A 17,818-nucleotide genomic window follows, 5' to 3' on the forward strand; every position below is an offset into this window, starting at 1 on the left:
AGGTCGCTAGTGCGCAAACGCCGGGAGATTGAGGTGGCGGGGGAGCGCATACCCCGCCTGGACGACATCGCCACCCTGCTGTACCTGGCCACCGAGACCGGCGACTGGCCTGCCAAGCCCACCAACTACATCCGCGGGGATATCCCCTGGCTGCAGGACGGCGCGGTGATCACCCTGCGCAACCTGGACCCCCGCGGCGAGATGGGCGCCACCTACACCGTGCAGGTGCTGGCGACCCAGATCGAAATCCACCTGCTTCCCGGCAAGTGGGGGCAGGTGCTGAGGAAGGTTTTACTTGCCGAGCGCCCAACCAACGAAGAAATCGCCCAGATGTGGGAGGAGGAAAAATGACCGCTGACTTTGCCGAACAACGCCGCCGCCGGCTGCTGGAGATTCCGGTGGAGATCGCCCGCATCAACCGCCAGCTGGTGGCCATGCGGGCCGAGCGCGACAACACCGAGCGGGCCCTGAAGCGCCGCGAGACCTACGTGCGCCAGGGGGCCCGCCTGCGCGAGAGCTACAAGCAGCTCAAAAGCGAGGCCGAGCGCACTGACTACCTGCGGGTACAGGTCTACGAGGACATCGAATATGAGCACCTGGCCGACCGCCTGGAGCAGATCGCGGTGCAGATCGACAAGCTGGTGTTTGAGAAGGACGCCCTGGAGCACGAGCGCAAGGCCCTCTACGCCGCGCTGATCAGCTACGCCGCCGAGATTTTCGAGAAGAAGATTGACGAAAAGACCCTGGCCGATATGGCCGGGCGGGGGCGGGTGCTGTCGTGACCGGGGAGCACCACTACGCCCTGGACGAGAAGGGCCGCCTGCTGCTGCCTAAAGCCTTCCGCGACGAGCTGCGCGACGGGCTGGTGATCACCCGGGGACTGGAAGGCTGCCTCTATGGCTTCCCCCTGGTGGCCTGGCAGCGGGTGGAGGCCGAGCTGGCCCAGCTCCCCATTACCAACCCCAAGGCGGCGGCCCTGGCCCGCTTCCTGATCGGCGGTGCGTTGAAGGGCCGCCTCGACGCCGCCGGTCGCACCACTTTGACCCCACAGCTCTTATCCCACGCCGATATCCGCGAGGAGGTGGTCATCATCGGAATGAAAAATCGTTTCGAACTGTGGAGCCCTGGGCGCTGGAGCGAGGAACTGGCCCGCCTGACCTCGCCCCAGGCCCAGCGCGACGGCCTGGAGCTGATCCAGACCTTTTTGAGGTAGCCATGCTGGAAACAGTCATCCAATCCCTCTTCGCCCAGGCCCAGGCCCAGAACGGTCGGGCCAGCACCTGCCTGAGCAAAGGCCTCTGGCTGGTGGCCGATACCCGCAGCGCTCGCCGCACCCTGGTGCTCTTCCGCCGGGTGGGCCAGCCCTCCATGCAGGAGGCCCGCATCTGCGCCAAATATGCCGGCTTCAAAGCCTACGCCATCGCCCCCCACGGCAACAAACTGGTCATTTTCGAAAAGGAGTAAGCCATGAAAAAACCCGAGAAGCCCACCAACCCCCAGCCCGTATACGCCGATCTGGACAGCCTCCCGGCCCCCGAGTACAAGCCGGAGGACTACCTGCTCTTCCACCTGCAGAACATGGCCACCGACCTGCTCGCCCATATCCGCGAGCTGAAGGAGACCGGCAGCATCGAGCCCGGCCCCCTGAAGGGCCTGGCCCGGCGCATGCTGGCCGCCTATATGGCCTCGGCGGAGATCTTCTACGAGCAGGCCACCAAGGAATCCACCATCGAGACCTTGCGCAACCCCCACCGGCTGCGCGGAACGGAGATGCCGTGAGCGCCGGAACCGCTTTTTTACTGGGCTACATCCTGGGCGGCCTGCTGGGGATGCTCCTGATGGCCGTGCTGGCCGCCAGCCGGAGGGAGGACGCATGAGCGCCCTCGACCGCGCCTACCAGCGCTGCCAGACCCCGGCCCAGGCCCGGCATTATGCCCGCATCTGCGAGAAGAACCGCAACTGGCCCGCGGCCCAGCTCTACCACGAGGTGGCGGAAGCCCTGGAAGCCGCCGAGCGCCTGCGCGCGGCCATCCACCCTGCCTGCCCGATTTGCGGCGGGCGGGGGATGCTCGACGACATCGAGTGCTGGCTATGCTCACCCCCGGCGAGATTCTAGTGCAACTGCGGGAGAACCCCCGCCCCCACCTGCTCCTGCTGCGGGGCAACGTGGCCATGCGCCTGTGCTACCTCTACCAGGCCTCTTTGCCGGAGCAGTTCGACCCCGAGCTGCCCCTGGGCTACGAGCCCGGGGAGGTGGTGCACATCTACGGCCTCTACAGCCCCAGCGCCAAGGAGTGGCTGGAACTCCCGGCACGCACCCTGGGCCGCGTGCTGCACAACGTGCGGCCTTTGCGTCTATTGGAGGACTGCGATGAGGAAGGATGAAATCCGCAAACGCCTGCGCGCCAAGCGCATCCAAATCTACGACCACCCCAGGCTGGTACTGAAGGGCACCTTCTACTCGGTCTGGAAAAAACCCGATGGGGGCTACATCAAGACCTACGAGGTGGAGCCCGAGATGGAAGCCACCTACCCCAGCGAACAGCAGGTCTGGCGCTGGCTCAAGCTGCACCTCACCGGCCTGCCCTGCCGGGGCATCGGGATGGCCGGTCTGGAGCTGATCGAAAAACACATGGCCAGGGAGGAGGCCCATGCCTAGCGCCCGCGGCCTGCAGGCCCTCAAACAGGCCCGGCCCGACAAGGCGGCCAACCTCGAGCAGCTCCTGGCCTTCCTCCACGACCGCCCTGGGGTGACGGTGCAGATCCGCTGCGCTGAGCTCGAGACCGCCGTGCGCTTCAACGGCCTGGAGGAAGAAAACGGCCAGGTACAGCCGCGCTACGGCATTTACCTGTACACCCTGCGGGAGTGGCTGGAGGTCGGCGAATCCACCTTTCGTACCTACCTGGGCCAGTACGGCCCCTATACCTGGGAGGAAGCATGAGCGACCCCAAGGTTGAACTGGCCCGGCAGGTCTTCAAAGCACTGTGGGAGGCCGGGCCCCAGGGCCTCGACCGCGACGCCCTGGCCCATGCCCTGGGGGTGGGCGACCGGGAGATGCGGGAAGCGGTGGAGCTGTGCGCCAAGCTCTCGGCCCGCCCCAGCGTGGCCGGCGCCAAGCCCGAGGTGGTGGGGTTCGATCCCATGACCCGGCGCTACCACATCGCCAACTCGCCCGAGCAGGCCGACCGGATTATGGCCTACGCCCTCAGCTACATCAGAAGCAGCCTGGAGCGGGTGCTGGCCTACCGCGAGGCCCGCACCCTGCGCTGGGGGGACAGTGAGATGCCCCAGACTATCCAGCAGGCCCTTTTTGAAGCGGAAAACTCCATGCGGAGGTGGCGATGACTCCCAGGGAGAAAATCCTTGAACAGGCACTGCTGATCGCTCGCTACGCCCCCAAGAAGCGGGGGCGCTATGCGGGCCGCGCTCAGGTGCCCTGGTCCTGCGTGGAGAAAATCCGGCAGGCCCTGAAGGAGCTGGATATCGATCCCAACCACTGGGATCTAAGCGGCAATCTGGAAAAACTCAAGGAGGCGCCGTGAAGCGCTTGTACACCATCGAGGTGCAGGGCCGGCATCACAGCTGGGGCTGGTATGCCTGGGGCACTCCTCAGGATGTCGCAGACTGGCGGGCGGACGGCCTCGAGGTCTTCGAAGTCCTTAACGTCATCCCGGACTGGGTGGTACGGCTCGGCCTGACCCGCATCTGGGTGGCCGTTGAAGACTTGCTGGTCGGGAGGTGGGGCCGTGGTTGAAGTAACCGAGCTGGGCCTGCTCAGCCTGGCCGCCCTGGCCCTGGGCCTCCTGGCCGGGGGGCAGCTCGTGGGATGGGGCTTCAGTGTGGCTTTGGAACTCAACCCTTCCGGGGCGCAAGCCTACCTGACCCCCACCACCATCTGGCGGGTAGAGTATAGCCCCCAGGACAACATCCTGATGGGCTTCAACCTGGCCGGGACCACGGTGTACTTCGAGCCAGCCCGTTGGAGGCACTTGATGCCCACCGACGCCCTTCAGACCCTGCGCGCAGAGGTGGAACGCTACGAGCTGGGCCACACCCAGGGCTGGAAGCATTTTGGCCTGGGATATCTCGTACAGGTGCTGGCCGAGGCCTGCACCTTCGATCCGAAAGCGGGCTGGGCGGGGCACTGCCCCAACCAGGAGCGCCCACCCTATCGTCTGGTGCCCCGCACCGGGGCCATCAAGGTGGTGATGCCATGATCCACAAACTGATGATCACTCTGCTGCTTTTGGCTTATTTTGCCACCCTCATCATGAGCACCGGCCACCTGGCCGAGTGGTACGCCCTATCGCTGGGCAAGCTGCCGCGTGAGTTGGCCTGGGGCCTGGCCGGGGCTCTGGAGTTTACCGCCTTCCTGCTTTCGCTGCTCTCCAACTCGCTGCTGCGGCAATCCCGCTGGGCAGGGGGTGGCGCCCTGGCCGCCCTGGGGCTGGTCTGGGTGGGCAACGCCCTCTCCATGCACAGGGGGGCCCCGGAACTGGCCCTATGGGAAGTTTTTCTCATGAGCCTCTTTGTACCGGTCGGTACCTACGCGGTGGGCAAGGTGGTCGGGGAGCTTATTGGAGGTACCGCTGCGCCGGTGCAGGTACCGCGCTCAGTGGCCCCAGAGGTACCGCTGAATCAACCAGTGGCACACAGAGGTACCGCTGCGCCGGTTCAGGTACCGCACCAAACGGCTTCAGAGGTACCGCAGGTACCGGCTGTGTGGCACACTCATGTACCAAGCCCGGTACCTCAGACAGCACATCCAGGTACCGCGGAACCACCCCAGGTAACGCCCCGCGAACGTGTGAGTGAAGCTGCCGGTACCGCTGGTGCTGTCAGCGAGCGCGCCACGCTGCGTATGCGGGAGCGTAGCGTGGACTTGGAGTGGAGCGTGGAAGGCAGGGCCGGTGAACTGCTCAGTGTGATGGCGCGGTACCAGGCCCCTGTTACCTTGACCGTCCTGGTTCGGAACCTGGGCTGGCCCAAGAGCACGGTACGCCGTTGGTTGGACCGCCTGGAAGAAGAGGGCCTGATCCGGCGGACTGAAGATGGGTGGTACCTCTCGGAGGCACAGCCTTGATTCACGTTCCTGGTACCACCGACGGAGAGGTACCGCTCGCCGAGCGCAGCCGGTACCTCTGGCAGGCCGAGCATGCCTTCCGGGCCATCTGGATGGTGGGGCGGGGCCGGATGAGCTGGCAGAAGGTGTTGGGGGGCCACAACCCCCACCGCGCCAGCTACCTGCCCATCTACGTGCCCGAGCTGCCCGAGGCCGGCATCGAGGCCCATGAGCTTCGCCTGTGGAAGAGGGACTTCGACTCATTTGTGGACGAGCTATCCCCCGCCGAGCGCGAACTGCTGATCTACCAGATTGCGGGCAGCCGCTGGGCCACCATCTTCCGCTGGCGCAAAAGCCGGGGCCGCTTTGAGCGGGGCAACGTGGATGAGCGCATCGCCGAGCTGGCCATTCGCCTGCGGCAGATCTGCAAGGGGGTTAGATGAACATCAGGGAACTGGACTCGGCGGTGCATTCCCATACCCGGGCGATCCCCATTTACCGCGGGTTGGCGGGCGTGGGCCGCCCCATGACGCTGGACGGCAAAATCCTGCGGGAATCGTTCCGCTACAAGGGCAACTGGATTTGGTACGCCGTGCAGGATGGCCGCGCTTTCTACATGGTGCAGCCGCTGGACAATTAACCCAGGATTTGGCGCTATACTGAAGGTAACCTAGCCCCTGCCCTCGCGGCAGGGGCTCGTTTACGGACGGGGATGAATGACCTGGAGCGCTCACTACTGGAAGATATGCTGGACGAGCTGGCGGCACAGGCCCCGGATGGGCGGGAGGAGCAGATACGGAAGATGCGGGAAAAAATGCTGGCTATAAAGCTGTTGCAGCGCATGCCCCAGGGCCGCACACCCTTTTTCTGGACGGCAGAGTTCTGGAAGACCGCCCTGATCGTGGTGGGCATCCTGGCTGCGCTGCTGGGCGTGAAGATTCCCGCCATCCCCAACCCCTGATGAGGAGCTATGTCGAGACTGGGCAATCAACGCATCAAAATCCTGCGCGGCGAGGTTCTATACGCGCTTTACCTTTTTGCGACGGGCCTCGACGACAAACCCCTATACCCCGATGCGCCCTGGCGGCTGCCCGAGCGCTCCCTGAAGCTGACCCTGGAGGGCCTGCACATGCTGCCCGGCGATGAGGAGCTGGAATCGGTGCTGCGCTATCTGAGCGCACCCGGCAAGGAGTACATCAACGTGGCCTGGCGCAACGATGGCCGGGGCGGCTTCGAGTACGCCGAGATCACCGCCCGGGGCATGGACCTGTGCAACGGCGACATCTCCGACCCCGGTGTAGCATTCCCGCGGAGGAGGGCATGAGCCCGGAGGAGCTGCGCGACATCCGGGAGGAGATGACCGCCCTGCGGCTGGCGGCCCAGGCCAGCCAGAAGCGCATCATGGAGCGCCTGGACGAGCTGGAGGCGCTCATCCTGCGCCGCACGGCCAAGCCGGGATGGCGGCTATACAGCCTGCTGGCCATAGCGGCTTTTGTCGGCTGGATCATGCCCAGGTAGGGGGGAGTTGTGGCCATCTACGTGCAGTCCACCCGCTGTAGGGTCTGCCTCTCGTCGCTGCGCGAGGAGATCGACGCCATGCTGCTGGGGGATGTGCGCAAGCCGGACGGCCCCTACCGCATCGAGGATATCGTGGCCTGGGCCGCCGAGCGGGGCGAGGCGCTGAGCGCGGCTAGCCTCTCGCGCCACCGCACCAACCACCTGCTGCCGGCCCTGGGCGCGGCCCTCGAGGCCCAGCAGGTGATGGAGGCCATCGGCCAGGCCACCGGCAAGCAGATGAGCCTGCAGGCCGCATTTACCAATGTGCTCATCCACAAGCTGTTGCGCTACCTGGAAACCTTCGACCCTTCAGAGATTGACCCGAAAGCCGTTGGGCGGATGCTCGAGACCGGCGTGCGGGCGGTGACGGCCAGCCTGCAGCTGGAAAAGGCCGAGCGGATTTTCAGCAAAGACCAGGCCGCCATGATGGCCGAAAAGGTAGAGAAGCGGCTGGCGGCCCGCAACCTCGACCCCGAGACCCTGGCTACCATCCGCCAGGAGATTTACGGATTGGGCCAATAGTATGCTGCTGCCATACCAGAAGCGCTGGGTGCAGGATAAGAGCCGCTTCAAAATCTGGCTGGCGGCCCGCCAGATCGGCAAGAGCTTTGCCAGCACCCTCGAGACCGTAGACGACAGCCTGGAGCGCAAAACCCTCTGGATTCATCTCTCCAGCGGCCAGCGGCAGAGCCTCGAGCTGGCCGAGAAGGTCAAGCTCCACCTGGACGCCTACCGTATCGCGGCGGAGGCCCTGGAGGACTACTTCTTTGAGGGCGAGGAGAAGTACACCCAGCTCGAGTACCGCCTGCCCAACGGCTCACGCCACCTGTTCCTCCCCGCCAACCCCGCGACCGCGCGGGGCTACAGCGGCAACCTGAACCTGGACGAGTTCGCCTTCCACCGCGACTCCAAGGCCATCTGGACTGCGGTTTTCCCCATCATCACGCGCAACCCCGAGTTCAAGGTGCGCATCACCAGCACCCCCAACGGCAAGGCCAACCAGTTTTTCGAGCTGTGGGAGCGGGGGGAGGGCTGGAGCCGCCACCGCACCACCATTTACGACGCCGTGCGCGAGGGCCTGCAGATCGACCCCGAGGAGCTGGAGCGGGCCATCGCCGACCCCATCGCCTGGCAGCAGGAGTACCTGCTGGAGTTCGTGGACGAGGGCAGCGCCTTCATCCCCTACGACCTGATCCTGGCCGCCGAGGCCGACACCCTCTCCGACGAGTGGGACCCCGACCAGGCCTACCTGGGCATGGACATCGCCCGGCGCCGTGACCTCACGGTGATCTGGGTGGATGAGGTGGTGGGGGATGTGGCCTGGGCCCGGAAAGTGATCGAATTGCACAACACCCCCTTCCACGCCCAGCTCGAGGCCCTCTCGGCCCTGCTGCCGCGGGTTCGCCGGGCCTGCATAGATGCTACCGGGATGGGGGAGATGCTGGCCGAGGAGGCCCGGCGAAAATTTGGCTGGAAGGTGGAGCCGGTGCACTTCAACCTCGAGACCAAGGCCGATCTGGCCCAGGGCCTGCGCCTGGGCTTCGAGGACCGCAAGGAGCGCATCCCCGCAGGCAACCAGCGCATCCGCCAGTCGCTGCACAGCGTCAAGCGCATCGTGACCAGCGCAGGCAACGTGCGCTACGACGCCGAGCGCAACGAGGGCGACCACGCCGACCACTTCTGGGCCAAGGCCCTGGCCCGCCACGCCCGGGAGTCCCGCCGGGGGCCTATCGAATACCGCACCGTGGAAGCGGGGCGCTTTGCGGGGGGGAGAGGTACCCTCTGATACCCCTGTGGGCCGCTCAGCGCCAAATCTAGCCGGGGGTTGACCCGGCCTTCGGCTCTCCCCCTAGACCCCCACCTCCCCCCGCCTAAAACGGCCGGAAAAACCTGGTGACATTTAGCGTGGCGCAAAATGGGCTGCACCTTTCCCACCTGGCCCGGCTATACTGGAGGTAACCTAGCCCCTGCCCTCGCGGCAGGGGCTTCTGCTTGGAGGCCCATGCCCATCCTGGATCAGTTTGGTAATCCCATCAGCGGCAAACCCCCGGCCCAGCACCCCAGCGCGGTGGTGGGGCTATCCCGGCCCTATGCGAACTACCCCAGCCGTGGGCTAACACCGGAGAAGCTGGCCCGCATCATCTACGAGGCCGACGAGGGGTACCTGGAGCAGCAGGCCGAACTATTTAGCGAGATGGAGGAGCGCGATGGGGTGCTCTCCCAGATCATGCAGGACCGCAAGCTCTCGGCCATCGGCATCGAGTGGCGCATCGAGCCGGCGGACAACAGCCCCCAGGCCCGGCGGCTGGCCGAGGCCCTGCGGGAGTGGTGGGACAACTCCGATCGGGTGAGCTGGATGCTCGATCTGCAGGATGCCCTGGGGCAGGGCGTGAGCCTGGTGGGGATGGCCTGGCGGCGCGACGGGGGGATGTGGTTTCCCGGGCAGCTCGAGCACATTGACCCCCGGCTGCTAATCTGGGATACCCAGCAGAAGCGCTTTCTGATCCAGGCCGAGGGCTACCCCCAGGGCTATGCGCCCACGTTCGGCCAGGCCATCGAGCACCGCTACAAGGCCCGCAGCGGCAGCCCCACCCGCGCGGGTCTGATGCGCACCAACGCCTGGTGGTACTTGTTCAAGCACTACGCCATCAAGGACTGGGTGGTCTACGCCGAGGTCTACGGCCAGCCCTACCGGCTGGGCAAGTACGACCCGGCCACCAGCAAGGAGGAGATGGAGGCCCTGGAGCGGGCGGTGCGGGCGCTGGGCAGCGATGCCGCGGGCATCATCAGCAAGGACACCGAGATCGAGATCATCGAGGTGGCTAAGGCCACCGGCGGCCCCGAGGTCTACCGGGGCATCTACGAGATCGCCAACCGTGAGATGACCCTGGCTACCTTGGGCCAGACCCTCACCACGGGGGAGGGAGAGCACGGCACCCAGGCCCTGGGCCGGGAACACCGCCGCACCCGGCTGGACCTGCTCGAGGCCGACGTGGCAGCCCTGAGCAGCACCCTGCGGCGCGACCTGGCGACCCCCTTCGCCATCTTCAACGCGGGCACCGACAGCGCCCGCCTGGCCCCCAAGATCATCGGCATCGTGGAGGAGCCCGAGGACCTGGCCCAGCAGGCCAAGACCCTCGACATCCTGCAGCAGATGGGCTACCCCATCTCGCTGCGCTGGGTGGCGGAGAAGTTTGGCCTGCCGGAGCCTGCCCAGGATGAGCGGATTCTGCTGCGCCTGGGCACGCCCCAGATGGCCCCTCAGGAGGCCCGCAGCCCCCTGGCGGCGCTGGAACGGGAGCTGCGGCCCGGCATGATGAGCGGCCAGCAGTTCATCTTCGAGATGATCGGAGCCGCCACCGAGGCCGCTGCCCAGGGCCTTTCGCCTGTGCTGGCTCGACTGCTACAGGAGATCGAGGCCGCCCAGAGCCCTCAGCAACTGCGCGAGCGCCTGATTGAGCTGTTCCCCGACCTGGATACCCGCGCGCTGCGGCAACTGGTGGAGGCGGGCTGGCTCATGGCAGAGCTGGCCGGGATGCTGGCCCAGCGGGAGGATAGCCGATGAGCGTACTGCACTACAACCGCATCCCCGAGGTGCCGCAGATTGTCATTCGCGGGGAAGCGTGGGGGTTTTCTGGCCGGCTTACCACCCGCACGGGCTCGACCTCTTGGCCGGGGCATAGTTTGCAGCTCGAGGTGTGGCCGGCCTACGGGGGGCCGGGGCCCGATGCGCCCATCTACCTGGCCGAGCCAGGCGAGATCACCTTCAACACCAGCACCGGAGCCTTCCAGATCACCATCCCGGCCAGCAAAACTGCGCTGTGGAGCCTGCGGCGGGCCCGCTATGTCCTGCGGCTGGTGGGGCCGGATGGCCCCCGCACCATCCTGCGCGGCCAGCTCGATATCCAGGATCGGAAGGGGGAGCGCAATGTCTGAGGTGGTGCTCGAGCTGGAGCTGCAAGAGCTGAAGCTGGAACTGCAGCTTCAGGAGCTAGATTTGCAGATCGAGCCGCCACGCACCGAGGCCGTATACGTGGTGCGACCGGCCCTGGTAGCGCCTTCGTCTTCTGGCGGGAATGCCGCTTTTGAGCGCCTGGAAATCGTAATCCCTTCGTCCTTCTCCGGCTCCATCACCCTGCCCCACACCCCAATCCCCAACTCGGTAAACGTGTTTTTGAACGGTCTGGCCGAGTTCAACTTCTACCTAACTGGCCAGACCCTCAACATCGCGTTCAGCACCGTACCCGGAGACAGCCTGATCATCACCTACGCGAGGTAAGCATATGAGCAACCAAAAAATCGACTTAACCAACGCTAGACAAGTGCGCGGCACCCTGCCGCTCGGCAACGTGCAGGATGGCTCGCTACTCCTCAAAGCCGACGGCAGCGTGAGCATGACCGGCAATTTCAGCCTGGGAGGCCAGCGCTTGCTCAACGTAGGCAACGCGGTGGCCGACAGCGACGCGCCCAACTGGGGCCAGGTCAAGCAGGCCATTCGCGGTGTGCTCTACCGCCGGGTGGCCCGCGCCGCCGCCACCGGCAACGTCAACATCAGCAACCCCGGCACCAACACCTTCGACGGCGTCACGCTGAGCAACGGGGACATTTTATTTCTGGCCTACCAGACCAACCAGACCCAGAACGGCCTGTACGTATTCAACGGCCCAGGTGCGGCCCTGACCCGAGCCGAGGACGCTGACGGCAACGATGAGGTCAAACCCGGTCTGCAGGTGTTCGTTTCGGAGGGTTCTACCCTCGGCAACAGCCGTTGGAACCTCATCACCGACGGCCCCATCACGGTGGGCACTACCGCCCTGGTTTTCGCACAAGAAACTTCCGGCGGCAGCTATAGCGCCGGGGACGGCTTAATCCTGACCGGCTCCACCTTCTCGGTGCAGGTGGTGAGCGGCTCTGGCCTCACCGTGAGCGGGTCTGGCGTTGGCGTAGACCCGGCGATCCTGCTGCGGAAGGCCGATTTCGTTACGGGAGAATCGCCAGCAGGCACCATCAATGGTTCCAACACAGTGTTTACTTTGGCGAATACTCCCGTGGCCGGGAGCGAGCGCGTCTATCTCAACGGTGTGCGCCAGCGCCGGGGGGCGGGGCTCGATTACACCATCAGCGGCAATACCATCACCTTCGTGAGCGCTCCCCAGGCGGGCGATAGCATCCTGGTGGACTATTTGAAGTAGGGGTATATGCGGGCACTCCTGGGACTACTCCTACTGGCCGGGGCCATCTATGCCCTGGCGCAGGGCATCACCTCTAACCAAATTCGGGATGGCGCTATCACGACTCCAAAAATCGCCAACGGGGCCGTGACCATTGCCAAGATCGGGGCCAGCGGCACCCCCAACAGCACGACCTTTTTGCGTGGCGATGGCAGCTGGGCCGCGCCTCCGGGGGGTGGGGGCGGGCCGACTATCTACAGCAACGCCCCCAACAGCGACATCGCAATTAACTCGACCTCCAACGTAAACCTGGTTAGTCGGAGTGTTGATATCTCGGCGGGGACAACGGTTTTACTCGAGGTGTGGTACACGATCATCAACAACTCGGGGGCCACAGCGACCTACACCTACCGCTGCTCGATTGGCGGCATCACGGTGGACGCAGCCGACTCCACCACTCACGCCGCCAGCTCCACCAACCGCGCGGTGCACTATACGGTGTGCCGATTCTCCATTAGCTCCACCACCCTAACCCGGATTGCGCTGCAAAATGAGCGCAGCGCCCCAGGAGCTAGCAACACCGGCCTGACCGGCGCCCAGGCCGGGCGCTACGCCTGGCAGGCCTCCGCCAGCAACCTGACCGGCACGCAAACGGTGGCGATGGGCATCCGTAGCTCGTCCACTACCGTGACTCAAACTGCCACCGTGGAGAGTTGGCGGCTAACTGTTTTGCCATCCAACCCCTGACATGCCCTGGAACGTCGAGGCCACCCCCACCGACCCCGAGCAGGCCATCGCCTGGTTTCGCGCCCGGCTGCCCCTGCCCGACCCGGCCTACCGCGCCCTTTCTGAGGAGGCCCGCCGCCGGGCCTTCTTTGTGGCGGGGCTGGCCCAGCTCGATATGGTGCAGGAGGCGCTGGACGCGCTGGATGCCGCGCTCGCCAAGGGGGAGACCTTTGAGCAGTTTAAAGACCGCCTTTCCGAGCGCATCCAACGGGCCTGGGGGGGTGCCAGCGCGCACCGGCTGCGCACCATCTTCGACACCAACCTACAATCGGCCTACGGGGCAGGCCGTTGGAAGGCCGCCGACGAGCTGCGGCAAGAGCGGCCCTACTGGGGGCTCTCGGTGGTGCTGGATGGCCGTACCTCGCGCATCTGCCTCAACCTGGCCGGGGTGGTGCTGCCTGCCGACCACCCCTTCTGGAACACGCATATCCCGCCCCTGCATTTTCGCTGCCGCACCGCCCTGGTAACGTACAGCGCGGCCCAGGCCGAGGGCCGCATCACCCAACGCCCGCCGGATCAACCCCCCCTGGAGGGCTTTGGCCGCCCGCCAGGCCGAGAGGCCTGGAGCCCGGAGCCCAGGGACTACCACCCCGAGCTGTGGCGGGCCTACCTCAGAACCCTGGCTACCCACCCCGAGGCCAGGGATCGCCTGCGGCAGCTGGCAGAGAGCCGCGGGCAGGCCAGGCCGAACCCCCGGGACTGGCTCGTCGCTGCCGGGCAGGTCTACGCTGCCCCTTTCAACCGCAGAGAGCGCCCGCTGGGCCCGGAGCAGGCCGCCCTTTTGGGGAAAAGCAGGGCCTCATCCCTGGAGGCCCACCTGGCTACGCGCATACTGGAGCAGCAAGTGCTCCCCACCACGACCCCCGAGGAGTACGAGCGCGTGTGCCGCGAGGTAGCGGCCCACCCGGAGGTGGCGGTGCTGGCTTTTACTCGGGCTCAGGGGCCCGTGCTGGCGGTCATGGTGCCCACCTCCGCCCTGCCCGATTCCGTTCGGGGGCCTCGAGTTGGCCGCTTCTGGTTCGTGGTATACTCCTTCCACAGCAGCACCCTGGCCACAGGCTATGGGGTGAGCGCTTTGGAGAAACTAAGTGTTCCCTGGCAGGAGACAACGTGGCTGAGACGACCAGCGTGGCTTACCACCCCCTCCGACTAGCTCAGGGCTACTGGGCTTGGCTGAAGAGCCTGCTGGCGGGAGACGCAGACCCGGACGAGCTTCTGGCCGCCGTGGAGGAGTGGACTCCCTTCCGGCGCTACCTTGAAGACGCGGCCCTCCAGGATCGGGAGGCAACCCTGGCCCTGGCCCAGGAGATCTTCACCGAGAGGGCCCGCCTCGGGGCACAGGGGATTCCTATCCCGGAGGCCTGGGAGCTGTTCCTGGCCGACCTTGGAATCTGAAGCTGTGACGACTCCCCGTTCTTCAGAACGAGGAGTCGTCACAAAGAGTTGAGCGTTGCTATCGCTCGCACCACCGGGGCCAGTTTTTTCCGGGCTCGCCCTTGCGCTGAAGCACCACAATCAGGTGCCCGCTTTTGTCGAAGCGCACCCCACCCATCAGGCTCATTTCAACAGGCCCAAAATCCCGAGAGAAATCGCCGATTCCCCTTTCTTGGATTTGCTCAACCTTTTCAGAAAACCAGTTCACTAGCTTTTTAGTGCTCTCTTCCGTCAGGCCCAGACAAGCCTGCATCAAGAACCCTGTTAAGTAGCCGAGGCCGTAAAGCGCATTGTCAAAGGAGTAGGCATCTTCAAAGCGAACAGAGTAGAGGTTGAAGTAACGCTTTCCTTTGGGAGCGGCCAGGAAGATAACGTAGTTGAATACTTCGTCGGCCTCGTTGCGAATGCGAACCTCATACTTCTTTTCGGCAGAGCGCTGGGGAGGTGGAGGTGGCAGCTTAACTTCCTTTAGCAGGGTTACCTGTTTGTCCTGTTTAAGGGTCGACATAGCCTTATTGATGTCTACTTTTTGAGCCAAAGAAAGGCCGACTACCACAGCAATCATTGCTACCAACAGCTTTTGTTTCATGAAGCCAATGATAACTTAATCCTGCCGCTCTCGCCGTACCTCTACCAGCTCGTCCAGCGAAACTGACCGCCCCAGGATTTCCTCCAGGGCGCACTTGATGCGGGCGAGGGTGTGGAGATCAGGCATGGTTTTACCCCGTGCGGCGCGGTGTAGAACAGGGTAGGAGATTTCAGAAACCTGAAATACGCGATACAAAGACACACCCTCACGCTTCAGTAAATCTACAAGCGGACGAAGGGATGGCGTGCAGGGCGGCACAGACGAATATTAACATAGTATGGACTCCAAAGACACAGCCCTTGAAGATATGTAACTGCTAAGTTATACTTCAGGCAACCAGGAAGCCCCGATCAAAGTCAGCTTCCTGGTGAACTCCAATGTTACGGAGGTACAGCATGCATGATACCAACAAGCATATAGGCATGGCAAGGCAGGCGTTTTGGAGCAAGGCTCCCCTCGAGGACACCCCCAGGGGGGCCTTCTTGCTCAACCGGCTCGACCCCCTGGCGCTGGCGGTGTGGGACGCGGCCCGCGCAGAGGACTGGGCGCTGTTTGTGGAGTGCCTGCGGGAGGTGTACCACGCGGGCCTGGTGGACGGCGGCGTGCCCCTGGCAGCGCTGCTGGCTGTGACAGATGATGATGAAGATGGGGAGGTTTAGGTGGCGACGGCGACGAGTGCGAGCGTACTGCGTATAAAGGATGTTGCTACGCCTATTGGTCTGTTACAGATCGCCTGGGTTAAAGTGGGGAGTCAGGTAGATATTGGTGTTTCTGTAGCTCGGCTGGCAGAGCTTGTAGGCTATGAAAACAACCCCATTCATAGCTTGATTGAGCGGAACCCGCTGCTGCGGGAGTATAAAGTCATCCTTGAAACTCATGATGGTAACTTAAGAAGGCTTCAGGCCTATCTCCTGACACCCGGCATTCTCGGCTTGCTGATGAAGCTTTCTACGCCACGGGTTAAGGATTCAGCCAAGAAAGAACGCATAATAGCCCTTCAAAAGTGGATTCTTGAGAAAGCGTCGGAACTTCGTCTTGAGGTTGAGGAGCCTGTATTTGCTCAGGAACCTTTGCCCAATAACAAAAGGGATCCCGAGGAGATGAATCAAATGAAAGTGCCGCTAGAACTGTGGGAAGCCATAGTTAAACAGGTGGAGGCGATGGCGAGTTTGCTGCGGTACGTGGAGCAAAAAGGGGGTACGGAGTAGATAAGCTAAAAAATTCTCTAGCCAAGCCCGGCGTAGTTTGGTAAGCTGTAATCAACCTAGCCAGTCCTTCGGGACTGGCTTTTTCTTTTGGAGGCCGCCATGAGCAAGATTGCCGAAACTGCTGTCCAGGCCGTGCGACGCGAGTTGCCGGGCTTCCCCACCGCCGCTGGCTGGTGCGTGGCCTTCGCCTTCGAGGCGGTGGCGCGTGCGCTGGACACCAACCGCTGGCGGCTTTACAGCCGCATTCTGGACGACACCAAAGCCGATCCGGATAAATCCCGCTGGGCGCACGATGTGGAGCTGGGGGTGAAGCGCATGGGCTGGACAGTTACCACCGCCGACTACGACCCGGCCAACCCCACCCAGCGCACCACCTTGCTGCGCCTGCTACAGCCGGGCGATTTGCTTTTCAGCAGCCGCTACTTTGACGAGCCTCCCACCAGCGCCCGCACCGCCCCCGACCGCGAGGGGCACATCGGCATCTACGTGGGGGAGATCGAGGGCCAACCGTGCGTGGCGGAGAATACCCGTGCCGATAGAGGCAGGTGGTTTGCGCGGAAATCCGCATTGCGGCTCACGCCCCTGGGCCAGTGGGACACCGTGACCACCGTGGCCCGCATCCCGCAGAACTGGAGGCCCTGATGCCCGAGCCCAGTATGGAGCGCGCTTTACAGCTCCTGGCCCAGAAGCTGGCCCAGGCCGAACTCAACGCGGCCTATCTGCAGGCCAGCCTCGAGGCCGCCCTCGAGCGCCTCCGCACCCTGGAAGAAAGCTCGAAATCCGATAAACCGGAGGGTTAGTTGAACCAGCTCATGCGCCTGCAGGTGTTGGTGGACCTGGCCGATCGCATCTCCGGCCCGGCCAACAACATCGTGCGCACGCTGGGGGGCCTCGAGCGGGCCGCCGTCCAGACCAGCTCGGCCATCGACCGCATCCAGATGGGGGCCTCGCTGGCCGCCGCTGCGCTGGCCGTCGCCGCCCCGATCGGCCTGGCGACCCGGGCCGCTATCGAGTTCGAGTCGGCCTTCGCCGATGTGAAAAAGGTGGTGGAGTTCACCCCTGCGCTGGGCCCCGAGGTGCTGCAGAAGCAGCTCATCGCCCTGTCGCGCCAGATTCCCCGCTCCGCCGCCGAGCTGACCCAGATCGCGGCTGCTGCCGGCCAGGCGGGAATTGCCCTGGAGGAGCTGGCCGGCTTTACCGAGGATGCCGCCAAGGTGGCGGTGGCCTTCGATATCTCCGCCCAGGAGGCCGGGGACACCCTGGCCAAGCTGAGAAACATTTTCGGCATGACCCAGCCGCAGGTGGTGCAGCTCTCCGACGCGGTCAACCACCTCTCCAACAACATGGCCGCCACCGCCCCGCAGATTCTGGAGGTGCTGCGGCGCATCGGCGGCACCGGGCAGCTGGTGGGCCTCACCGCCCAGCAGATGGCCGCGCTGGGGGCGGCGATGCTGGCCACCGGCACCCAGCCCGAGGTGGTGGCCACCGGCTTGCAGGCCCTCATCAACAAGCTGGCCAACGCCACCACCGGGAGCAAGCAGCTCAAGACGGGCCTCGAGGCCATCGGCTACAGCGCCGAGGGCATGGAGGCGGCCATCCGCAAGAACGCCCAGGGGGCCATCCTGGACTTCCTGCGCACCGTCAACAACTCCAAAGACCCGCTCAAGGTCTTGAGCCTGATCTTCGGCCAGGAATACGCCGACGATATCGCCCGGCTGGCCAAGGCGCTGCCGCTGGTGGAGCAGGGTTATAAGCTGGTGGGGGACAGCCAGGCCTACGCGGGCAGCGTAGGGCAGGAGTTCGCCAGCCGCTCGGCCACCACCGCCAACCAGCTCCAGCTTTTGCGCAACGACCTCCAGGCCATCGCCATCACCCTGGGTCAGGTTTTCCTGCCCCCCGTGCAGCGGGTGGTGGGGGCCGTGCGGGGCTTCCTGGATCAGGTGATGAGCGCCATCAACGCCATGCCGGGGCTAAGCAGCGCGCTGGGGGGCCTCACGGCGGGGCTGGGTG

The 17,818-nt window shown here is 64.6% G+C and carries 34 protein-coding genes; 33 read left to right on the top strand and 1 reads right to left on the bottom strand.

Translation table 11 applies throughout. The annotated features are described in order from the left end of the window. The first annotated feature begins 9 nt into the window (after positions 1–9). The 28 genes from Mhypo_RS06670 (at position 10) to Mhypo_RS06805 (ending at position 13,972) form a co-directional block, all read left to right on the top strand. Positions 10–351: a hypothetical protein gene (locus Mhypo_RS06670; RefSeq protein WP_119340521.1), complete on the top strand. Its 342-nt coding sequence runs from the start codon at positions 10–12 to the stop codon at positions 349–351. Then, entirely contained in the window at positions 348–782 is a 435-nt protein-coding gene (locus tag Mhypo_RS06675; protein WP_119340522.1) for a hypothetical protein, read from the top strand. Before Mhypo_RS06670 ends, Mhypo_RS06675 begins: the two co-directional genes overlap by 4 nt. Then, entirely contained in the window at positions 779–1,213 is a 435-nt protein-coding gene (gene mraZ, locus Mhypo_RS06680) for a division/cell wall cluster transcriptional repressor MraZ (RefSeq protein WP_119340523.1), read from the top strand. The genes Mhypo_RS06675 and mraZ overlap by 4 nt, the downstream gene beginning before the upstream one ends. Before the next feature lie 2 nt (positions 1,214–1,215). After that, positions 1,216–1,464, top strand: coding sequence for a hypothetical protein (locus Mhypo_RS06685; RefSeq protein WP_119340524.1), 249 nt, complete (start codon positions 1,216–1,218; stop codon positions 1,462–1,464). A 3-nt stretch (positions 1,465–1,467) separates the two neighbouring features. Beyond that, the gene (locus Mhypo_RS06690; protein ID WP_119340525.1) at positions 1,468–1,779 is read left to right on the top strand and encodes a hypothetical protein; all 312 of its coding nucleotides are present in this window, start codon (positions 1,468–1,470) and stop codon (positions 1,777–1,779) included. Positions 1,780–1,873: 94 nt separating this feature from the next. Further along, a complete protein-coding gene (locus tag Mhypo_RS06695) occupies positions 1,874–2,116 on the top strand; it encodes a hypothetical protein (protein ID WP_027877637.1) in 243 nt (80 codons plus the stop codon). Further along, positions 2,092–2,385 carry a hypothetical protein gene (locus Mhypo_RS06700; RefSeq protein WP_119340526.1) on the top strand — a complete coding sequence of 98 codons (294 nt, stop codon included), beginning with the start codon at positions 2,092–2,094 and terminating at the stop codon, positions 2,383–2,385. The genes Mhypo_RS06695 and Mhypo_RS06700 overlap by 25 nt, the downstream gene beginning before the upstream one ends. Next, entirely contained in the window at positions 2,372–2,659 is a 288-nt protein-coding gene (locus Mhypo_RS06705) for a hypothetical protein (protein WP_119340527.1), read from the top strand. The genes Mhypo_RS06700 and Mhypo_RS06705 overlap by 14 nt, the downstream gene beginning before the upstream one ends. Further along, a complete protein-coding gene (locus Mhypo_RS06710) occupies positions 2,652–2,942 on the top strand; it encodes a hypothetical protein (RefSeq protein WP_119340528.1) in 291 nt (96 codons plus the stop codon). Before Mhypo_RS06705 ends, Mhypo_RS06710 begins: the two co-directional genes overlap by 8 nt. Beyond that, on the top strand, positions 2,939–3,346 hold the full coding sequence (locus Mhypo_RS06715; RefSeq protein ID WP_119340529.1) for a hypothetical protein: 408 nt from the start codon (positions 2,939–2,941) through the stop codon (positions 3,344–3,346). The genes Mhypo_RS06710 and Mhypo_RS06715 overlap by 4 nt, the downstream gene beginning before the upstream one ends. Further along, the gene (locus Mhypo_RS06720; RefSeq protein WP_119340530.1) at positions 3,343–3,543 is read left to right on the top strand and encodes a hypothetical protein; all 201 of its coding nucleotides are present in this window, start codon (positions 3,343–3,345) and stop codon (positions 3,541–3,543) included. Before Mhypo_RS06715 ends, Mhypo_RS06720 begins: the two co-directional genes overlap by 4 nt. Then, positions 3,540–3,755, top strand: a complete 216-nt coding sequence (locus Mhypo_RS06725) for a hypothetical protein (RefSeq protein WP_119340531.1) — start codon at positions 3,540–3,542, stop codon at positions 3,753–3,755. Before Mhypo_RS06720 ends, Mhypo_RS06725 begins: the two co-directional genes overlap by 4 nt. Continuing rightward, the gene (locus tag Mhypo_RS06730) at positions 3,748–4,218 is read left to right on the top strand and encodes a hypothetical protein (protein ID WP_119340532.1); all 471 of its coding nucleotides are present in this window, start codon (positions 3,748–3,750) and stop codon (positions 4,216–4,218) included. Before Mhypo_RS06725 ends, Mhypo_RS06730 begins: the two co-directional genes overlap by 8 nt. Further along, on the top strand, positions 4,215–5,084 hold the full coding sequence (locus tag Mhypo_RS06735) for a helix-turn-helix domain-containing protein (RefSeq protein ID WP_119340533.1): 870 nt from the start codon (positions 4,215–4,217) through the stop codon (positions 5,082–5,084). The genes Mhypo_RS06730 and Mhypo_RS06735 overlap by 4 nt, the downstream gene beginning before the upstream one ends. Further along, a complete protein-coding gene (locus Mhypo_RS06740) occupies positions 5,081–5,506 on the top strand; it encodes a hypothetical protein (protein ID WP_119340534.1) in 426 nt (141 codons plus the stop codon). The genes Mhypo_RS06735 and Mhypo_RS06740 overlap by 4 nt, the downstream gene beginning before the upstream one ends. Further along, entirely contained in the window at positions 5,503–5,703 is a 201-nt protein-coding gene (locus Mhypo_RS06745; protein WP_119340535.1) for a hypothetical protein, read from the top strand. Before Mhypo_RS06740 ends, Mhypo_RS06745 begins: the two co-directional genes overlap by 4 nt. 72 nt (positions 5,704–5,775) lie before the next feature. Beyond that, positions 5,776–6,024 carry a hypothetical protein gene (locus Mhypo_RS06750; protein ID WP_027877629.1) on the top strand — a complete coding sequence of 83 codons (249 nt, stop codon included), beginning with the start codon at positions 5,776–5,778 and terminating at the stop codon, positions 6,022–6,024. A 9-nt stretch (positions 6,025–6,033) separates the two neighbouring features. After that, positions 6,034–6,387 (top strand): hypothetical protein, encoded by a 354-nt coding sequence (locus Mhypo_RS06755; protein ID WP_027877628.1) that lies wholly within the window; start codon positions 6,034–6,036, stop codon positions 6,385–6,387. After that, positions 6,384–6,581, top strand: a complete 198-nt coding sequence (locus Mhypo_RS06760) for a hypothetical protein (RefSeq protein WP_043981983.1) — start codon at positions 6,384–6,386, stop codon at positions 6,579–6,581. Before Mhypo_RS06755 ends, Mhypo_RS06760 begins: the two co-directional genes overlap by 4 nt. Positions 6,582–6,590: 9 nt before the next feature. Next, positions 6,591–7,142 (top strand): phage protein Gp27 family protein, encoded by a 552-nt coding sequence (locus Mhypo_RS06765; protein ID WP_119340536.1) that lies wholly within the window; start codon positions 6,591–6,593, stop codon positions 7,140–7,142. 1 nt (position 7,143) lies between these two features. Continuing rightward, the gene (locus Mhypo_RS06770) at positions 7,144–8,406 is read left to right on the top strand and encodes a terminase large subunit domain-containing protein (RefSeq protein ID WP_027877625.1); all 1,263 of its coding nucleotides are present in this window, start codon (positions 7,144–7,146) and stop codon (positions 8,404–8,406) included. A gap of 216 nt (positions 8,407–8,622) precedes the next feature. Continuing rightward, positions 8,623–10,185, top strand: a complete 1,563-nt coding sequence (locus Mhypo_RS06775) for a phage portal protein family protein (protein WP_170148233.1) — start codon at positions 8,623–8,625, stop codon at positions 10,183–10,185. Further along, positions 10,182–10,556 carry a hypothetical protein gene (locus tag Mhypo_RS06780; protein ID WP_119340538.1) on the top strand — a complete coding sequence of 125 codons (375 nt, stop codon included), beginning with the start codon at positions 10,182–10,184 and terminating at the stop codon, positions 10,554–10,556. Before Mhypo_RS06775 ends, Mhypo_RS06780 begins: the two co-directional genes overlap by 4 nt. Beyond that, positions 10,549–10,899, top strand: a complete 351-nt coding sequence (locus Mhypo_RS06785; RefSeq protein WP_119340539.1) for a hypothetical protein — start codon at positions 10,549–10,551, stop codon at positions 10,897–10,899. Before Mhypo_RS06780 ends, Mhypo_RS06785 begins: the two co-directional genes overlap by 8 nt. A gap of 4 nt (positions 10,900–10,903) precedes the next feature. Continuing rightward, positions 10,904–11,812, top strand: a complete 909-nt coding sequence (locus Mhypo_RS06790) for a hypothetical protein (protein ID WP_119340540.1) — start codon at positions 10,904–10,906, stop codon at positions 11,810–11,812. Positions 11,813–11,818: 6 nt separating this feature from the next. After that, positions 11,819–12,538: a hypothetical protein gene (locus Mhypo_RS06795; RefSeq protein ID WP_119340541.1), complete on the top strand. Its 720-nt coding sequence runs from the start codon at positions 11,819–11,821 to the stop codon at positions 12,536–12,538. A gap of 1 nt (position 12,539) precedes the next feature. Continuing rightward, a complete protein-coding gene (locus Mhypo_RS06800) occupies positions 12,540–13,730 on the top strand; it encodes a phage head morphogenesis protein (protein WP_119340542.1) in 1,191 nt (396 codons plus the stop codon). Further along, positions 13,688–13,972, top strand: a complete 285-nt coding sequence (locus tag Mhypo_RS06805; protein WP_147075207.1) for a hypothetical protein — start codon at positions 13,688–13,690, stop codon at positions 13,970–13,972. Before Mhypo_RS06800 ends, Mhypo_RS06805 begins: the two co-directional genes overlap by 43 nt. Positions 13,973–14,030: 58 nt before the next feature. Here Mhypo_RS06805 and Mhypo_RS06810 read toward each other — a convergent pair whose 3' ends face one another. Then, on the bottom strand, positions 14,031–14,600 hold the full coding sequence (locus tag Mhypo_RS06810; RefSeq protein ID WP_119340544.1) for a hypothetical protein: 570 nt from the start codon (positions 14,598–14,600) through the stop codon (positions 14,031–14,033). Positions 14,601–14,995: 395 nt separating this feature from the next. Between Mhypo_RS06810 and Mhypo_RS06815 the strand changes: the two genes are divergently transcribed. From Mhypo_RS06815 to Mhypo_RS06830, 5 genes are all read left to right on the top strand, one after another. Then, positions 14,996–15,259, top strand: a complete 264-nt coding sequence (locus Mhypo_RS06815; RefSeq protein WP_119340545.1) for a hypothetical protein — start codon at positions 14,996–14,998, stop codon at positions 15,257–15,259. Then, positions 15,260–15,808, top strand: a complete 549-nt coding sequence (locus Mhypo_RS06820; protein WP_119340546.1) for a hypothetical protein — start codon at positions 15,260–15,262, stop codon at positions 15,806–15,808. Positions 15,809–15,907: 99 nt separating this feature from the next. After that, positions 15,908–16,450, top strand: a complete 543-nt coding sequence (locus Mhypo_RS06825; protein ID WP_119340547.1) for a hypothetical protein — start codon at positions 15,908–15,910, stop codon at positions 16,448–16,450. Continuing rightward, the gene (locus Mhypo_RS18075; RefSeq protein WP_170148234.1) at positions 16,450–16,608 is read left to right on the top strand and encodes a hypothetical protein; all 159 of its coding nucleotides are present in this window, start codon (positions 16,450–16,452) and stop codon (positions 16,606–16,608) included. The genes Mhypo_RS06825 and Mhypo_RS18075 overlap by 1 nt, the downstream gene beginning before the upstream one ends. Beyond that, on the top strand, positions 16,609–17,818 hold a 1,210-nt coding region (locus tag Mhypo_RS06830), incomplete at its 3' end, for a phage tail tape measure protein (protein ID WP_084496098.1). It lies immediately after the preceding gene.

It is taken from the genome of Meiothermus hypogaeus (assembly GCF_003574035.1).
GTDB classification, from domain to species: domain Bacteria; phylum Deinococcota; class Deinococci; order Deinococcales; family Thermaceae; genus Meiothermus; species Meiothermus hypogaeus.

Bases quoted from the DNA above. Each gene is read 5' to 3' on its own strand.
- Mhypo_RS06785 (WP_119340539.1), top strand. From the start codon at position 10,549: ATGTCTGAGGTGGTGCTCGAGCTGGAGCTGCAAGAGCTGAAGCTGGAA.
- Mhypo_RS06735 (WP_119340533.1), top strand. From the start codon at position 4,215: ATGATCCACAAACTGATGATCACTCTGCTGCTTTTGGCTTATTTTGCC.
- Mhypo_RS06780 (WP_119340538.1), top strand. From the start codon at position 10,182: ATGAGCGTACTGCACTACAACCGCATCCCCGAGGTGCCGCAGATTGTC.
- Mhypo_RS06790 (WP_119340540.1), top strand. From the start codon at position 10,904: ATGAGCAACCAAAAAATCGACTTAACCAACGCTAGACAAGTGCGCGGC.
- Mhypo_RS06720 (WP_119340530.1), top strand. From the start codon at position 3,343: ATGACTCCCAGGGAGAAAATCCTTGAACAGGCACTGCTGATCGCTCGC.
- Mhypo_RS18075 (WP_170148234.1), top strand. From the start codon at position 16,450: ATGCCCGAGCCCAGTATGGAGCGCGCTTTACAGCTCCTGGCCCAGAAG.
- Mhypo_RS06710 (WP_119340528.1), top strand. From the start codon at position 2,652: ATGCCTAGCGCCCGCGGCCTGCAGGCCCTCAAACAGGCCCGGCCCGAC.
- Mhypo_RS06745 (WP_119340535.1), top strand. From the start codon at position 5,503: ATGAACATCAGGGAACTGGACTCGGCGGTGCATTCCCATACCCGGGCG.
- Mhypo_RS06695 (WP_027877637.1), top strand. From the start codon at position 1,874: ATGAGCGCCCTCGACCGCGCCTACCAGCGCTGCCAGACCCCGGCCCAG.
- Mhypo_RS06760 (WP_043981983.1), top strand. From the start codon at position 6,384: ATGAGCCCGGAGGAGCTGCGCGACATCCGGGAGGAGATGACCGCCCTG.
- Mhypo_RS06685 (WP_119340524.1), top strand. From the start codon at position 1,216: ATGCTGGAAACAGTCATCCAATCCCTCTTCGCCCAGGCCCAGGCCCAG.
- Mhypo_RS06825 (WP_119340547.1), top strand. From the start codon at position 15,908: ATGAGCAAGATTGCCGAAACTGCTGTCCAGGCCGTGCGACGCGAGTTG.
- Mhypo_RS06800 (WP_119340542.1), top strand. From the start codon at position 12,540: ATGCCCTGGAACGTCGAGGCCACCCCCACCGACCCCGAGCAGGCCATC.
- Mhypo_RS06700 (WP_119340526.1), top strand. From the start codon at position 2,092: ATGCTCACCCCCGGCGAGATTCTAGTGCAACTGCGGGAGAACCCCCGC.
- Mhypo_RS06775 (WP_170148233.1), top strand. From the start codon at position 8,623: ATGCCCATCCTGGATCAGTTTGGTAATCCCATCAGCGGCAAACCCCCG.
- Mhypo_RS06770 (WP_027877625.1), top strand. From the start codon at position 7,144: ATGCTGCTGCCATACCAGAAGCGCTGGGTGCAGGATAAGAGCCGCTTC.
- Mhypo_RS06755 (WP_027877628.1), top strand. From the start codon at position 6,034: ATGTCGAGACTGGGCAATCAACGCATCAAAATCCTGCGCGGCGAGGTT.
- Mhypo_RS06690 (WP_119340525.1), top strand. From the start codon at position 1,468: ATGAAAAAACCCGAGAAGCCCACCAACCCCCAGCCCGTATACGCCGAT.
- Mhypo_RS06715 (WP_119340529.1), top strand. From the start codon at position 2,939: ATGAGCGACCCCAAGGTTGAACTGGCCCGGCAGGTCTTCAAAGCACTG.
- Mhypo_RS06810 (WP_119340544.1), bottom strand. From the start codon at position 14,600: ATGAAACAAAAGCTGTTGGTAGCAATGATTGCTGTGGTAGTCGGCCTT.
- Mhypo_RS06705 (WP_119340527.1), top strand. From the start codon at position 2,372: ATGAGGAAGGATGAAATCCGCAAACGCCTGCGCGCCAAGCGCATCCAA.
- Mhypo_RS06750 (WP_027877629.1), top strand. From the start codon at position 5,776: ATGAATGACCTGGAGCGCTCACTACTGGAAGATATGCTGGACGAGCTG.
- Mhypo_RS06795 (WP_119340541.1), top strand. From the start codon at position 11,819: ATGCGGGCACTCCTGGGACTACTCCTACTGGCCGGGGCCATCTATGCC.
- Mhypo_RS06675 (WP_119340522.1), top strand. From the start codon at position 348: ATGACCGCTGACTTTGCCGAACAACGCCGCCGCCGGCTGCTGGAGATT.
- Mhypo_RS06815 (WP_119340545.1), top strand. From the start codon at position 14,996: ATGCATGATACCAACAAGCATATAGGCATGGCAAGGCAGGCGTTTTGG.